The following is a 14501-nucleotide window of genomic DNA, read 5'->3' on the forward strand; positions in this document are numbered from 1 at the left end:
GATGAAATTACTGATCGTTGAAGACGAGATTAAAACCGGTGAGTACCTGAGTAAGGGGCTGACTGAAGCGGGGTTTGTGGTGGATCGCGCGGACAACGGCCTGACCGGCTACCATCTCGCCATGACCGCTGATTATGATTTGCTGATCCTGGATATCATGCTACCCGATGTGAACGGCTGGGATATTGTCCGCATGCTCCGCTCAGCGGGCAAAGGGATGCCCATACTGTTACTCACGGCGCTCGGCACCATTGAACACCGGGTGAAGGGGCTTGAGCTGGGCGCGGACGATTATCTGATTAAGCCGTTTGCCTTTGCGGAGCTGCTCGCCCGGGTCAGGACGCTGTTAAGACGCGGAAATACGGTGATCGCAGAAAGCCAGCTTCAGGCGGCTGACCTGACGGTCGATCTCGTTTCGCGAAAAGTCAGCCGCGCCGGAAACCGGATCCTGCTCACCAGTAAAGAGTTCAGCCTGCTGGAGTTTTTCCTGCGCCACCAGGGAGAAGTGCTGCCCCGCTCGCTGATTGCCTCCCAGGTCTGGGACATGAACTTTGACAGCGACACGAACGCGATTGATGTGGCGGTAAAGAGGCTGCGCGCGAAAATCGATAACGATTTTGAACCGAAGCTGATCCAGACCGTGCGCGGCGTGGGCTATATGCTGGAGGCACCGGATGCGCGCTAAGCTCTTCAGGCGCCCTTTCTCGCTTGCCCTGCGGCTGACCTTCTTTATCAGTCTCTCCACCATCCTGGCCTTTTTCGCCTTTACCTGGTTTATGCTGCAGTCCGTTGAAAAGCATTTCGCCGAGCAGGATATCAGCGACCTGCAACAGATCAGCACCGCGATGCACCGCATCCTGCAGTCTCCGGCCGATCCCGACCAAAAGAAAATCAGCAAGCTTAACGAGTCGATTGCCAGCTACCGCAACTTGGCCGTCCTGCTTCTCGATCCGCAGGGAAATACCCTTTTCAGCTCGGCGCAAGGGACGGCATTACGCCCCGCGATGAATACGACGGATTTCAATGCACACCGTCGCGCGCAGGACGTGTTTCTCTGGACGGTCGAAGACTCTGCTGATCCCATGCATGCCGGGTCCGGCATGCAAATGGAAACGTACCGGATTATCGCCTCTTCGGGAACGGTGACGTTGCAGGGTAAAACGCAGGGCTACGTGATGCTGATCGGGCTCTCCATTAATTTTCATCTGCATTACCTCGATGCGCTGAAAAAGAATCTGTTTGCCATTGCCGCAGCGATGAGCCTGCTGATTATTTTTGTCATTCGCGTTGCGGTACGCCAGGGGCATTTGCCCCTGCGTAACGTCAGTACCGCCATTAAAAATATCACCTCGGAGAATCTTGACGCGCGCCTGGAGCCCTCGCGCGTGCCCGTTGAGCTGGAACAGCTTGTCATCTCCTTCAACCATATGATTGAAAAGATTGAAGATGTCTTTACCCGACAGGCCAATTTCTCTGCCGATATCGCCCACGAGATCAGAACCCCCATTACCAACCTGGTGACGCAAACCGAAATCGCGCTGAGCCAGAACCGCTCTCAAAAAGAGCTTGAAGACGTTCTGTACTCCAGCCTTGAAGAGTACAACCGGATGACCCGGATGGTCAGCGACATGCTTTTCCTGGCGCAGGCGGACAATAATCAGCTGATCCCGGATCGGGTGATGTTTGATTTGCGTGCGGAAGTCATGAAAGTGTTCGATTTCTTCGAAGCCTGGGCCGAAGAACGCAACATCACGCTGAAATGTAACGGGCTGCCGTGCCTGACGGAGGGCGATCCGCAGATGTTCAGAAGAGCGATTAATAATCTGTTATCCAATGCCCTGCGCTATACCCCGGAGGGGAAAACGGTGACCATCTCGCTCAGGGAGCAGGAAAGCGATGTTGAAGTGGTGGTGGAGAACCCCGGCACCGCCATCCCGGAAGCACATCTGCCGAGGCTGTTTGACCGTTTCTACCGGGTGGATCCGTCAAGACAGCGTAAAGGCGAAGGCAGCGGAATTGGTCTTGCCATCGTCAAGTCCATCGTTACCGCACACCACGGAAAAATCCGCGTGGAGTCTGACGCGGTATCGACGCGATTCATCCTCAGCGTGCCGAAAAAAACTGCTTGAGCGGTCAGCGCACGGCCTGGCATACTTCCAGCACTTTCTCCCTGAGCCACCGGTGGCCCGGGTCCCTTTCCATGCGCGGATGCCACATTTGTGACACTGTAATGCTTCTGGCCTTAAAGGGCAGTTCAAAAACATGCACGTGTTCAGACATCGGCTGATTGAGCAAATAGAGCGCCGGAACCAGCGCAATCAGATCGGACGTCAGCGCCACGGATAGCGCCGTTGGAAAACCGGGCACCACGCTGGCGATTTTGCGTTTCATCCCGCGCTCCGCCAGCGCGTCATCGACAAACCCGTGCAGGGATCCGTCTGGTGAGGCCACCACGTGTCCCCATGAAACATAATCGTCAAGACTGACTGACGACAGCAAGGCCAGCGGATGGCCCTGCCGTACTGCGCCAACAAAGCGATCCTGAAAAAGTCTTTGCAGACGTATTTCAGGCCCCATATTGCTCTGCACGCCAATTTCCAGGTCAACCAGTCCTTCGCGTAAATAGCGCGACGTTTTCTCAGGTTTCGGCGAGAAACGGATGCACACCCCGGGCGCCGCCTTCGCCACTGCGGCAATGAGCATGGGCCCAAACGCCACCACAAAACCGTCGTTGGCCCTGATGGTGAAGAGGCGCTCCATACGCTCAACATTCAGCGTTTCCGTGGAGGGCAGCAGGACCGCCCTCGCCTCATGCACGGCGCTTCTGGCGCGATCCCGGGTGGCTTCGGCCCAGGGGGTCAGGACCATATGCCGACCGGCCCTCACCAGAATAGGATCGCCGGTCACCTCCCGCAGCCTGTTCAGGGTGCGGCTCATGGCGGAGGTGCTCAGGTTTAAGCGTCGCGCCGCGCCCGCTACGCTGGCTTCAGCCAGCAGGACGTCGAGGGCAACAAGCAGATTAAAATCAGGATCCGACACGATGACTCCTTACATAAGGCGTTGTGTGCAACGATTAAGTGCAAACGCTGCGTCTTCCGCCCTGTATATCCCATGATTATAGTTTCGTCATCACTATTCTTCTCTGGAGTCAAACGATGACACTCTTCTCCAACCAACCCGGTGATGACGGCTTACCCGGCCATGAACGCGCGCGGGTAATGATCGCACTGATGACCACCACGCTGATGGGCGTCTTTGACGGCACCATGATTAACGTTGCGCTGCCTTCGATGGCAAACGCAATGAAGGTTTCTGCGGATATCGCGGTATGGTTTGCCAACGGTTACCTGCTGTCGGCGGCGATGACGCTGGCCATCTTCGCGGCGCTGGCGGCGCGCGTGGGCTATCGTTCGGTATTTCTCGCCGGGCTTGCCACCTTTACGATCGCCTCGCTCGGCTGCGCGCTGGCAACAACGCCAGACGTGCTGATCGGAATGCGTATTTTGCAAGGCACAGGCGGCGCGGCCACGCTGAGTATCGCTCCGGGGATACTGCGCTCCGTTTTTCCCGGGCGACTGCTTGGCCGCGTTCTGGGGCTCCACGCCCTGCTGATTGCCGCCAGTACGGCCATAGCCCCCGTGCTCGGCGGGTCGATCCTCGAGGCTCTGCGCTGGGAATGGCTGTTTGCCATTAACATTATTCCGGGAAGCGTTGCGCTGCTGCTGGCCTGGAAGGCGTTACCGCGTGGATCCGCGTCTCAAAAAATGCCCTTTGACACGGCTGGCGCGGTGCTCTCGGCAGTCCTGTTAGGTTCAACAATCGTGACCGCTAACCATTCCCGGCACATCAGTCAGGAGACCGCTTGCTGGGCGATGCTTGCCATACTTAGCGCCATCGCCTTTATCTGGCATATTCGACGGACCCGAAGCCCTTTGCTGCCTCCCGTGATGTTCAGCAATGGCCGCTTCACGCTTGCCGCCCTGACCTCACTGGCCTCGTTTGTCAGCCAGGGCATTACGTTTGTCGCCCTGCCGTTCCTGTTTCAGAGCGTGTATGGCTATACCCCGCTCGAATCCGCGCTGCTTTTTACTCCGTGGCCGATTGGTATCGTGATCATCGCGCCACACGCGGGGCGCTGGGCGGATACGATTTCCGCGCCGCTGATTTCAACCATTGGGCTGATCGTTTTTGTCTGCGGCCTGATTCTGCTGGCGACGATGCCGGAAAACCCTTCGGCATGGAATATCTGCCTGCGCAGCCTGGTGTGTGGGATAGGTTTTGGGTGTTTCCAGAGCCCCAATAACCGGGAGATGCTCGCTAACGTGGCGCGGGAATATGCCAGCTATGCATCGGGCGTGTTGTCTATCGTCAGGACGTTCGGCCAGTGCCTTGGTACCGCCGCGGTGGGTGTGCTGCTTGCGACGACCGAATCAGACCATGACCGGGCCGTACATTTTGCGCTGTGGATAGCCGTCATCGCCTCGACGGGGGCTGTTTTGTTTAGCGTGAGCAGGCAGCGCCCGGCGGCGCTACGCTTGCACGGGCCTATGTAGTGCGGTAGGCCGGGTAAGGCAAAGCCGCCACCCGGCAAAAAAGACGACTCGTTCGTTTATTCAAGAGCCAGCAGCGCAAAACTCGCCAGCCAGTGCCCGCCGCTGTAGTGGCTACCCACCACATGCTCCACGCTTGCCGTCAGGTGTTTCGCCACGGCATCACTCAGCGCCTGCTGCGCCGGATGATTTGCGGGAAGCGCGCGGGCAATATGCTTCATACACCACGCGCGGCTGAGGTTTAACCCGTCGAGATGGGCGATTTTCGGGTCGGTTCGGTCGCTCACTTCCGCCGGGTTCATCAGCGCCGCAATGGAGCCGACATCCGGAAGAAACGCGTCGAACCAGGCCGGGAAATTCTCTGCGACCTTGCTCATCAGCAGCGCTTCCGTCAGCGCGCCAGAAATGTACTCATCGCCACCGGGTTCGTAATGGGCCGGATAGCGCGTATCCGCGAGGTAAAACCGCTCCGCCGCCGTCACAATCGCCTGCTCAAGCGCGCTATCTTCCACGGCTCGGGCGTAGTCCAGCCCCAGCGCGAGGGCAAACGCCGTGTTGTAGTGCGTCCCGACGCGGATCGGATAGGTAAGCTTGCTGAGGTAATCCACCAGCCGGTTGCGAATATCCTGGGTTAACGGCTCCAGCGTCTGGTACCAGCCTGCGGCCTGCGGCAGAGACGATTGTTTCAGCTCCTGGGCCAGCGCCAGCAGCCAGCCGTAGCCATAGGGGCGTTCGAACGAGGCGCGGAACGGCGCGGTGAAATAGGCCAGCTCCTTCGCCACGTTCTGCTCGGTCAGGTGCTCGTCGAAAAGCGCAACGATGTCATTCCGGCTCGGCAGTTCCGGGTAGAGGCGCACACAGCGCAGCAGCAGCCAGTAGCCGTGCACCGCCGAATGCCAGTCAAAACAGCCGTAGAAAATCGGGTGCAGCTCGCGAGGCGGCAGAACGTCGCCATCATCATTCAGCAGATGCATGATGTGGTTCGGGTATTCCTGGCGCAAATAGGTTAAAGGCATGCGGGCAAACGCGTCAGCCTGATGTTGCGTCAATTCCATAACAGCTCCTTAGCGAAACACGAGGAAATACATGAGGAACACGTTCACCACCAGCAGGGTTAACGCGGTCGGGATCTGGATTTTGATCACCTGATATTTGTCTTTCAGCTCCAGCAGCGCGGCGGGAACGATATTGAAGTTCGCGGCCATCGGCGTCATCAGCGTGCCGCAGTAGCCCGCGTACATGCCAATCGCCAGCAACGGTGCCGGATTACCGTGATGCACGTTGATCAGGAACGGCAAGGCGATCCCCGCGCTCAGCACCGGAAATGCCGCAAAGGCGTTACCCATGATCATGGTAAACAGCGCCATGCCCACGCAGTAAATCACCACCAGCATGAAGCGACTGTCCGGGTTCACGAACAGGCTCACCACCTTCTGCACCGAATCACCGGTATTGGCCGCCACGAACACGCCGCCGAGCATCGCCAGCATCTGCGGCAGGATCACCGCCCAGCCGATGGTATCGACAAGACGACGAGACTGACGAATGGCGTGCAGCGGCGTGCCTTTGGTCAGCCACCAGCCGGTGAGGATCGCCGCGACGCAGGCCACGCAAAGCGCCGCAAGAGTAAGCTGTTTCTGGTCGAGAAGATAAACGCCACCAATCGACACGCCCTTCAGGAACAGCGTCCCGATAACCGTCACCACCGGGATCATCAGCGCGGGCAGGAACAGCCAGTTTTTGAGCCGGTTCGATGAGGCAACGCGTTCCTCGTCGGAGGCCATTTTATAATGCCCTTTCCCGACAAGCCCGAAACCTGCCAGCAGCGCGATAGCGATAACGCACCCGCCAACGATCCGGTACGCCAGCGATTTCCCCAGCTCCTGAACCATCAGGTCACCAAACAGGAAGATCCCGCCGAATAAGAACCAGAACAGCGCGGTGGTAAAACGCTTCGGATTAGCGCGGTCGCGCAGGGTCATCACAACCAGCAGCATGACGACAAAGCCGATCAGATAGTACACGCGGTTAATGGTGATAAGCGTCATCATTGCGCGGCCCCCTGGGTACCCTGCTCTGCTCGCCAGGCCATGACGTCGCGACGGATGCTGGCATCCAGGCGCAGCAGGCGCGTCATATGAATAATCAATGCAGCAATGGCAGTTGGAATGGCCCACAGGCCGATGTGCAACGGCTCGATCCCTTCAATTCCGTTTTCCTTCAGGAAGGCGTCAATCAGCAGCACCGCACCAAAGGCGATAAAGATATCTTCCCCAAAGAAGACCGCGATGTTGTCGCACGCGGCGGCATGAGCTTTGATTTTGTCGCGGATGTGCTGCGGCAGCTCGCCATATTCGTTCAGCGCGGCCCCTTCGGCCATCGGCGCCAGCAGCGGGCGCACCGTCTGGGCATGACCGCCTAGGGACATCAATCCCAGCGCCGCCGTACCTTCACGCGCCACAAAGTAGAGCATCAGAATACGCGCCGAGGTGGCGCTGGCGATCTTCGCCACCCAGGCCTGGGCGCGCTCTTTAAGCCCGTAATACTCCAGCAGACCGATCACCGGCAGGATCAGGATGAAGGTCGCCAGCGATCGGCTATTCACAAACTTCTCGCCGAAGGTCTCCAGCAGCATCCCGAAATCCATGCCGACCAGCAGACCCGTCGCCAGCCCCGCCACTACGACCACCAGCAGCGGGTTGAAGCGCAGTGCAAAACCAATAACCACGATCGGTATCCCGATCAGCGGCAGCAGCGTAGTACCGTCCATAAACGTTTACCCTATCGAAAGTGAGCGTTGCGCGCCGACGGCTATTTTTTTAATTTGCGGCGAGCGATGTTGTGTTTTTTCGTCAGGCTTCGAAAAACCTGCGCTAAAAAGCTATATCTGAACCACAAAAACATGTAAACAATTTATCAATAAAATGTTCTTATTTTATCGACGAGTTTACATTTCTGGCTAAGGAACGTTATGACCGCAAAAAAGAGTGCCTTACCCCATCAAGACGATATCAACGATGGCCGGATCGTCTCTTCCCGCCATCTGGTGTCCGAGCGCTGCGCGGAACTGTCAGAGCTGGAGTACGCGCTGATCATGACCAGCAACGCGTTTAACAAATGGATGGTGCGCTGCATGACCGCAGCCGGAGAGCCGGATATGGGCGCTTTTGACGTTTCGCTTCTCCACCACGTAAACCACCGCGACCGCAAGAAAAAGCTGGCCGATATCTGCTTTGTTCTCAACGTGGAAGACACCCATGTGGTGACCTATGCTCTGAAAAAGCTGGTCAAAGCGGGCTACGTGACGAGCGAGAAGGCAGGGAAAGAGCTCTTTTTCTCCACCACGGAGGAAGGGAAAGCGCTGTGCATGAAATACCGGGACGTGCGGGAAGCGTGTCTTATCGCGATCCACGCGGAGAGCGGCATTTCCGGGAAATCGATCGGCGAAACCGCGCAGCTGTTACGCGCGATCTCCTCCCTGTATGACACCGCCGCCCGGGCGGCGGCATCACTCTGAATCACGGACGTCTGAACAGGGTAATACTGCGTCCGGCCAGGTCGTACTCTACGGTTTCGGTGATCGCTGTCCCGGCGGCAGCGTCATCCGCCGTAGACAGCTCCAGCACCCATCCTCCTTCACCAAACTGCGGGATCTGGAACGGAACCGTCCCTTCGAACGGATTGAACAGCATCAGCACGTCGTGCCAGATGCCGTCCTCCTGAACAAGGTCGGGCCTGCTGATGGAAACCCCGAGCGTCGAGCCTTCATCCCACTGCTCCGCCTGCTGCGGCCCCCCTCCGGCATTGAACCAGCGGATCTCCAGCCCGTCGCGCCAGCTTTCACGACGCAGCAGCGGCTGCGATGCGCGAAGCGCAATGAGATGGCGGGTAAAGTCGCGCAGCTCCGCGTCGTATTCGGACAGCCCGTTCCAGTCGATCCATGAGATCTCGCTGTCCTGACAGTAGCCGTTGTTGTTGCCCTTCTGCGTGCGGCCAAACTCATCCCCCGCCAGCAGCATCGGCGTGCCGTGGGAAAACAGCAGCGTAGTCAGGAAATTACGCTTCTGCCGTTCGCGGGTGGCAATAATATCCGGGTTCTCCGTCGGCCCTTCTTCGCCATAGTTGTACGAGCGATTATCGTTATGCCCGTCGTTATTGTCCTCGCCGTTATCGGCGTTATGCTTCTCGTTGTACGAGACCAGGTCATTCAGCGTAAAGCCGTCGTGAGCGGTGATAAAGTTGACGCTGGCCCACGGGCGACGACCGCGCAGATCGTACAGATCGCCGGAGCCCAGCAGGCGCGCGGCAAAGTCCGTCGAGACGTTGTCCCCCTTCCAGTACTCACGAACGGTATCGCGGTATTTGTCGTTCCACTCCCCCCAGCCCGGCGGGAAGCCACCGACCTGATAGCCGCCGGGGCCGATATCCCACGGTTCGCCGATCAGCTTGAGTTTCGAGAGCACCGGATCCTGGGTGACGGCATCAAAGAAACCGCCGCGTGGGTCAAACCCTTCGGGCTCGCGGCCAAGAATGGTGCCTAAATCGAAGCGAAAACCGTCAATATGCATGGATTCGGCCCAGTAGCGCAGGGAATCCATCACCATCTGCAGCACGCGCGGGTGCGAGGTATTCACCGTGTTCCCCGTCCCGGTGTCGTTAATGTAATACCGGTGCTGGTCCGGCAGGGTGCGGTAGTAGCTGTAGTTATCAATACCCTTAAACGAGAGCGTTGGCCCCAGCTCATTACCTTCCGCCGTGTGGTTGTAAACTACGTCCAGAATCACCTCGATGCCCGCGTCATGATACGCGCGCACCATATCGCGAAAGCCCTGGATCCCTGCCGGGCCGTAGTAGCGCGACGCCGGGGCAAAAAAGCCGAGCGTGTTATAGCCCCAGAAGTTTTTCAGGCCGCGGTCGAGCAGATGCTGATCGTCCGGGAACCAGTGAACCGGCAGCAGCTCCACCGAGGTAATGCCGAGGCTTTTGATGTAGTCGACCGAGGCTTTGTGCCCCATGCCCTCAAACGTGCCGCGCAGTTCGGGCGGAATGGCCGGGTTCATCTGGGTAAAACCCTTCACGTGGCTCTCATAGACGACGGTATGCGGCCAGGGCACGTTTGGCCGGTTGTTGTCCTGCCAGTCGAAAGCGTTCGGGTCGATAACCCTGCATTTTGGCGTGAACGGCGCGCTGTCCCGCGTATCGAAGCTAAGATCCAGCTCCTCATGCCCCAGCTCATAGCCGAAATGGGCGTCGTTCCAGTCGATATCACCCACCAGTTCTCGGGCATACGGGTCGATAAGCAGCTTATGCGGGTTGAAGCGGTGGCCGTTTTCCGGATCGTAGGGGCCGTAGACGCGATAGCCATAAAGCGCACCGGGTTTCAGATCGGGCACATAGCCGTGCCAGACCTCATGGGTATACTCCGGCAGCTCCAGCCGGGCGATTTCGGTTTTCCCGGACGGGTCAAACAGACAGAGCTCCACCCGCTCAGCGTGCGCGGAGAACAGCGCGAAGTTGACCCCTTTCCCGTCATAATTAGCACCCAACTGCTGGCCATGACCGGCCCGAATTTCAAACGTAGTATCCTTTGCCATTTTCGTTCTCCACGATTATTCGCAGGTAAGCAGAACTAATAAACATCCCGTTTCAGACGTTAAATCCAGCGTCTCTTGCAGAATGCGGCTTTCACCGCTGAACAGATCCCGATAGCGTTTCCCCGCCAGCTCCTCGGGTATCGCTACCCTGGTATTGACCCATAGTTTTGCGTTGTCGGTGACGCCAAAGACCAGCCGCGGCACGGCAACAATCAGCGCCTCCTCGTCCTTAACCCGCGCATAGACAATCAGGTTCTCCTCGCGCTCGCCGGAAACCTTGAGCGGCAGCCAGTCGCCGTAGCGGAAAAGCGCGTCGTAATGCGGCCGCAGCCGCAGCAGCGTGGCGGTGACAAATTGTTTAACCCTGCCGTCCCGCCAGCACGCCGGGTTGTCGAACACCGTGGCATCCGCCGCGCTGAGGTTTTGCACCAACGCGTTGAAGTCCGGCTCACGTCGGTTATCCGGGTCGACGAGGCTAAAGTTAAGCGCTTCGCTGCCCTGATAGATATCCGGCACGCCGGGAGCCGTCAGCTTGATCGCCGTCTGGCTGAGGCTGTTCATCAGTCCGGCACGGATAAAGGGCTGCATCGCCTCGCTGAAATCCTGCAAAAAGAGCGTGTTATCCGGGGACAGCAGATACCGCGCGTAGCTCAGCACCACGCTCTCATAGCTCTCGTTGCTGTCTGTCCAGTCGGTGCGCTGCTTTGCCTCGCGAAGCGCTTTCTCAAGGAAGCCGAGGAAACGCGTCTCCAGCGATGCAAGCCTTTCGGCATCATCAGGCGACAGCGTGGCGGGCCAGACCCCCGCCAGCGCCTGATAGATCATCCAGGTATCGGCAGCGTTGGGCGCGGTGCCGTCGTTGAGAAAACGCACCTGGGTCTGGTTCATCTGTCGCCAGCGGGCGAGATTTTCTCCCCAGCGTTCCGGCGCCTCCGTCAGGGTGTAGAGCCGCGCCCGGGCGTCTTCTCCGCGCTTGGTATCGTGCGTGGAGGTGCCCAGCAGCGCGTCGGGCTGACGGGCGAGACGAATGCGCATCTCCTGGTGAAAACGGGATAACGAGAACGCGCGCGGCGTCGGGTCAGCGCCCACTTCATTGAGCGCCAGCTCCAGGTTGTGGCGAAAGAACAGCGTGTCCTCCACCGACTTCGCCATCAGCGGCCCGGTCAGCTGCTGGAAGCGGGTTCTGAACAGCGCGGCGGAGTCGCGGCAATCTTCCGGCAGATCGCCGGTAAGAATGCGCACAATCAGGCTCAGGGCCGCTTCGGAGGTCTCCACGCTGGCAATCACGCGGTTGAGCAGCGCCACGTCCGGCGGGGTTAAACCTTCGCGGGTGCCATAGGTGCGGTACACCGGAAAGGCGATAAGCAGCTCGCGCAGCGCGTGGCGGATCTCCTCGCGCGGCAGCGCAACGTCATTGCGTTGGGCCAGATCGTCCGCATGGTTTAGCAGCGTGGTGAACTCGCCCTCAAAATTACGATCGGTCATCAGGCCCTTGGCATCGCGCAGTTCAGCATGCCGATCGACCGTGACGCCCAGCGTCTCGTCGTGGATGGTCTCCAGGCGCGAGAGGTTATCGTCGTCGACCAGCACTTCCGCCAGCGAGGCGATAAACTCGTAGCCGGTGGTGCCGGATACCGGCCAGTCTGCGGGGAGCTGTTCTCCCTTCGCGAGGATTTTTTCAACCGTGATGTAGCAGTCGGGTCCGGTTTTCTGCCGCAGGCGCTGCAGATAGCCCAGCGGATCGGCCAGGCCGTCGACGTGGTCAATGCGCAGGCCGTCTACCACGCCCGCGTGGACCAGCTCCAGGATCAGCCGGTGCGAATCGTCGAAGACGGCGTCATCTTCCACCCGAACGCCGACCAGACCGGTGATCTCAAAGAAGCGCCGCCACGAGAGCTGCTTCGGCGCTTCCCGCCAGGACATCAGCCGCCAGCTTTGCGCGTCATGCAGTTCAGCGATGCTCTTATCCTCGCTGTACGTGCCCGGGTTGAGCGGATACTCGGCGTCATAATAGACCAGAGCGGCTTTTTTCGTGACAGTGTCACGTTTTAAGGTGATGGCCCCCTTCTCCAGCTCCGCCTCAAAGGTATCGCCGAGAAACGGTAGCGTAAGGGGGCGCGACGCGTCGATATCGAAATAGCGGAAATAGCGGCTCTGCTGGCCGTATTCAATCACGTCCCGCCACCAGGCGTTTTCCAGCGAGGTGGACATATGGTTCGGGACAATATCCAGAATCAGCCCCATGCCGGCCTGCCTGAGCGCCGCGGCCATGCGGTCAAACCCTTCCCGACCGCCAATTGCGGGGGCAATTTCATTCGGGTTGGTCACGTCATAGCCGTGGGTAGAACCCGTTGTGGCAGTAAACACGGGCGAAGCGTAGAGGTGGCTGATGCCGAGGTCTTTCAGATACGGCACCAGCCCGACAACGCGGTCAAACGTCATGCCGTTGCGGAACTGGATACGGTACGTGGCGGAAGGGATCATAGCGATGCGTCTCCATCAGCAAAGCGAACGACAATACTGTTCGGCGGCAAAACGTCCTTTACCTCCGGCCAGGCGAAGCGTGTCTCCCCTGCGAGCGCGGGCAAGTCGACAGGCTTAGGGCCGATATTGAGCGCCAGAGAGAGCGTCCCGGAGGGGAAGCGCCAGTTCACCGCTACCATGCCGGGCGCGGTCTCGATCGCCTTGCCCTTAACGGTGCTGCCCTGATGCAGAAGCGGAACGATATAGCGATGGCGCAACGTCAGCAGATGGCGCGTGAAGCGCAGCCACGTTTTCCCTTCGTCGGTAGCAATCTTATGCCAGTCGAGCTTTGAACGAACAAACGTGTTCACGTCGTTCGGATCCGGGACGGTGTCATCGTGCCCGGCATGGCCGGTAAACTCTTTTGCGCGCCCTTCCCGCACCGCCTTTGCCAGATCGCCGTGAAAATCGGTGAAGAACAGGAACGGGTGCGTTTCACCGAACTCCTCGCCCATAAACAGCAGCGGGATATGGGGGGAAAGCAGCAGCGCGGCAAGCAGCACTCGCGTTTTATCGGCCCCCGCGAGGGTGATAAGCCGCTCCCCCTGGGCGCGATTCCCGGTCTGATCGTGGTTCTGGATAAAATCGACGAAGAACTGCGGCGGCTGGGTGCGGCACTCCACCCCGCGCGATTCGCCGGTTTGCAGCGAAATCTCGCCCTGATACACAAAGCCTTCCGCCAGCGCCCGGGCGAATTTTTTCTCCGGCTCAGGCGCAAAATCCTGGTAGTACGCGTGCGTTTCGCCGGTGGCAAACACGTGGGCAGCATTGTGGAAATCATCATTCCACTCTGCGGTGAACAGCGGGGTGTTGCCCTGTTCATCGCGCGGGTGCAGGAAAATGACGTTGCGGCTGTCTTCCGTGGTCAGGTGAACGTGACGGTGCGGGATCGCCTCGCGGATCTTCTCTGCGATCTCCTGAAGGACGTGCGTCTGCGAGCTGTCTTTAATCTGGTCGATGGCATCAAACCGTAAGCCGTCCAGACGATATTCCGTCAGCCAGTAGAGCGGCGCGTCGGTGATGTACTGCCTCACCGGCTCGCGCTCGTAAGCGATGCCGTTGCCCCACGGCGTCATTCGATTCGCATCGAAAAACGCGGGCGACAATAGCGGCAGGTAGTTCCCCTCCGGGCCGAAGTGGTTGAGCACGATATCCAGCACCACGGAAAGCCCCAGCCCGTGTGCGGCATCGATAAATACGTGGAAATCCTCCGGCGTACCGTAGGCAGAGTGCGGGGCATACAGCAGCACGCCGTCGTAGCCCCAGCCGCGGGATCCGCCAAACTGGGAGACGGGCATGACTTCGATCTGGGTTATGCCAAGCTCGGCAAGATACGGCAACTTATCGATAGCCGCCCGGAAGGTGCCTTCAGGGGTAAACGTGCCGACGTGCAGTTCGTAAATGACCGTCTCTTCCCAGGGCCGTCCTGCCCATTCCCGGTTAACCGGTTGATAGCGCCGGGGATCGATAACAACGGAGGGGCCGTTAACGTCGCCCTTTTGCGCGCGCGAGGCCGGGTCGGGTACCGTCATGCCGTCCTGCAAGACAAACTGATACTCTGTACCGTGCGCGACGCCGTTCACGTCGGCCTGGAACCAGCCGCCGCCGACGGCACTCATCGGCGTATCGGTGGCGGCAAGGCGTAGCGTAAGTTCTTTCTGTCCTTCTGCCCAGACGCGAAAACGTACCACGTCATCGGAAATAAACTCAGCACCCCACTGCTTTTGAAATGTCCTGAATTCCATTCATTGTCCTCGAATGACCCACATTTTACGCGGAACGAAGTACAAGCTTAGTTCAGGATCACAAGTGTGTTACCTCAGCGGTTTTAACC

At 58.9% G+C, this 14501-nt stretch carries 11 protein-coding genes; 4 read left to right on the plus strand and 7 right to left on the minus strand.

Going from position 1 to position 14501, the window contains the following annotated elements; translation table 11 throughout:
* Position 1 precedes the first annotated feature (1 nt).
* Positions 2–685, plus strand: a complete 684-nt coding sequence (locus tag MX657_RS11695) for a copper/silver response regulator transcription factor (RefSeq protein WP_080329131.1) — start codon at positions 2–4, stop codon at positions 683–685.
* Entirely contained in the window at positions 675–2129 is a 1455-nt protein-coding gene (locus MX657_RS11700) for a Cu(+)/Ag(+) sensor histidine kinase (protein ID WP_346805838.1), read from the plus strand. The genes MX657_RS11695 and MX657_RS11700 overlap by 11 nt, the downstream gene beginning before the upstream one ends.
* Positions 2130–2133: 4 nt before the next feature.
* On the opposite strand, the gene MX657_RS11705 is transcribed toward MX657_RS11700, so the two are convergent.
* Positions 2134–3039 (minus strand): LysR family transcriptional regulator, encoded by a 906-nt coding sequence (locus MX657_RS11705; RefSeq protein WP_265193857.1) that lies wholly within the window; start codon positions 3037–3039, stop codon positions 2134–2136.
* Positions 3040–3155: 116 nt separating this feature from the next.
* Here MX657_RS11705 and MX657_RS11710 point away from each other — a divergent pair, with 116 nt between their 5' ends.
* Positions 3156–4553, plus strand: coding sequence for an MFS transporter (locus MX657_RS11710; protein WP_346805839.1), 1398 nt, complete (start codon positions 3156–3158; stop codon positions 4551–4553).
* 56 nt (positions 4554–4609) lie between these two features.
* Here MX657_RS11710 and MX657_RS11715 read toward each other — a convergent pair whose 3' ends face one another.
* The 3 genes from MX657_RS11715 to MX657_RS11725 are packed head-to-tail and all read right to left on the minus strand — an operon-like array spanning position 4610 to position 7320.
* The gene (locus MX657_RS11715; RefSeq protein WP_346805841.1) at positions 4610–5605 is read right to left on the minus strand and encodes a DUF2891 domain-containing protein; all 996 of its coding nucleotides are present in this window, start codon (positions 5603–5605) and stop codon (positions 4610–4612) included.
* Between the two features lie 9 nt (positions 5606–5614).
* Positions 5615–6601, minus strand: coding sequence for a DUF979 domain-containing protein (locus MX657_RS11720; RefSeq protein WP_080329136.1), 987 nt, complete (start codon positions 6599–6601; stop codon positions 5615–5617).
* Positions 6598–7320, minus strand: coding sequence for a DUF969 domain-containing protein (locus MX657_RS11725; RefSeq protein WP_028013182.1), 723 nt, complete (start codon positions 7318–7320; stop codon positions 6598–6600). Before MX657_RS11725 ends, MX657_RS11720 begins: the two co-directional genes overlap by 4 nt.
* Positions 7321–7521: 201 nt before the next feature.
* On the opposite strand from MX657_RS11725, the gene MX657_RS11730 reads away from it, so the two are divergent.
* Positions 7522–8067 (plus strand): winged helix DNA-binding protein, encoded by a 546-nt coding sequence (locus tag MX657_RS11730; protein ID WP_346805842.1) that lies wholly within the window; start codon positions 7522–7524, stop codon positions 8065–8067.
* A gap of 1 nt (position 8068) precedes the next feature.
* Here the strand turns inward: MX657_RS11730 and glgX are convergent, their stop codons facing one another.
* Genes glgX through treZ form a run of 3 tightly spaced genes read right to left on the minus strand, consistent with a single transcriptional unit; the run spans position 8069 to position 14412 of the window.
* A complete protein-coding gene (gene glgX, locus MX657_RS11735) occupies positions 8069–10144 on the minus strand; it encodes a glycogen debranching protein GlgX (protein WP_346805843.1) in 2076 nt (691 codons plus the stop codon).
* A 15-nt stretch (positions 10145–10159) separates the two neighbouring features.
* Positions 10160–12628, minus strand: a complete 2469-nt coding sequence (gene treY / locus MX657_RS11740; RefSeq protein WP_346805844.1) for a malto-oligosyltrehalose synthase — start codon at positions 12626–12628, stop codon at positions 10160–10162.
* On the minus strand, positions 12625–14412 hold the full coding sequence (gene treZ, locus MX657_RS11745; protein WP_346805845.1) for a malto-oligosyltrehalose trehalohydrolase: 1788 nt from the start codon (positions 14410–14412) through the stop codon (positions 12625–12627). Before treZ ends, treY begins: the two co-directional genes overlap by 4 nt.
* Positions 14413–14501 lie beyond the last annotated feature (89 nt).

This window comes from Enterobacter chuandaensis, assembly GCF_039718975.1.
In the GTDB taxonomy this organism is placed as follows: Bacteria; Pseudomonadota; Gammaproteobacteria; order Enterobacterales; family Enterobacteriaceae; genus Enterobacter; species Enterobacter chuandaensis.

What these genes read in the sequence shown, in the direction of transcription:
- treZ (WP_346805845.1), bottom strand. Translation starts at nt 14,412, where the DNA reads ATGGAATTCAGGACATTTCAAAAGCAGTGGGGTGCTGAGTTTATTTCC.
- MX657_RS11725 (WP_028013182.1), bottom strand. Translation starts at nt 7,320, where the DNA reads ATGGACGGTACTACGCTGCTGCCGCTGATCGGGATACCGATCGTGGTT.
- MX657_RS11720 (WP_080329136.1), bottom strand. Translation starts at nt 6,601, where the DNA reads ATGATGACGCTTATCACCATTAACCGCGTGTACTATCTGATCGGCTTT.
- MX657_RS11715 (WP_346805841.1), bottom strand. Translation starts at nt 5,605, where the DNA reads ATGGAATTGACGCAACATCAGGCTGACGCGTTTGCCCGCATGCCTTTA.
- MX657_RS11730 (WP_346805842.1), top strand. Translation starts at nt 7,522, where the DNA reads ATGACCGCAAAAAAGAGTGCCTTACCCCATCAAGACGATATCAACGAT.
- treY (WP_346805844.1), bottom strand. Translation starts at nt 12,628, where the DNA reads ATGATCCCTTCCGCCACGTACCGTATCCAGTTCCGCAACGGCATGACG.
- MX657_RS11700 (WP_346805838.1), top strand. Translation starts at nt 675, where the DNA reads ATGCGCGCTAAGCTCTTCAGGCGCCCTTTCTCGCTTGCCCTGCGGCTG.
- glgX (WP_346805843.1), bottom strand. Translation starts at nt 10,144, where the DNA reads ATGGCAAAGGATACTACGTTTGAAATTCGGGCCGGTCATGGCCAGCAG.
- MX657_RS11695 (WP_080329131.1), top strand. Translation starts at nt 2, where the DNA reads ATGAAATTACTGATCGTTGAAGACGAGATTAAAACCGGTGAGTACCTG.
- MX657_RS11710 (WP_346805839.1), top strand. Translation starts at nt 3,156, where the DNA reads ATGACACTCTTCTCCAACCAACCCGGTGATGACGGCTTACCCGGCCAT.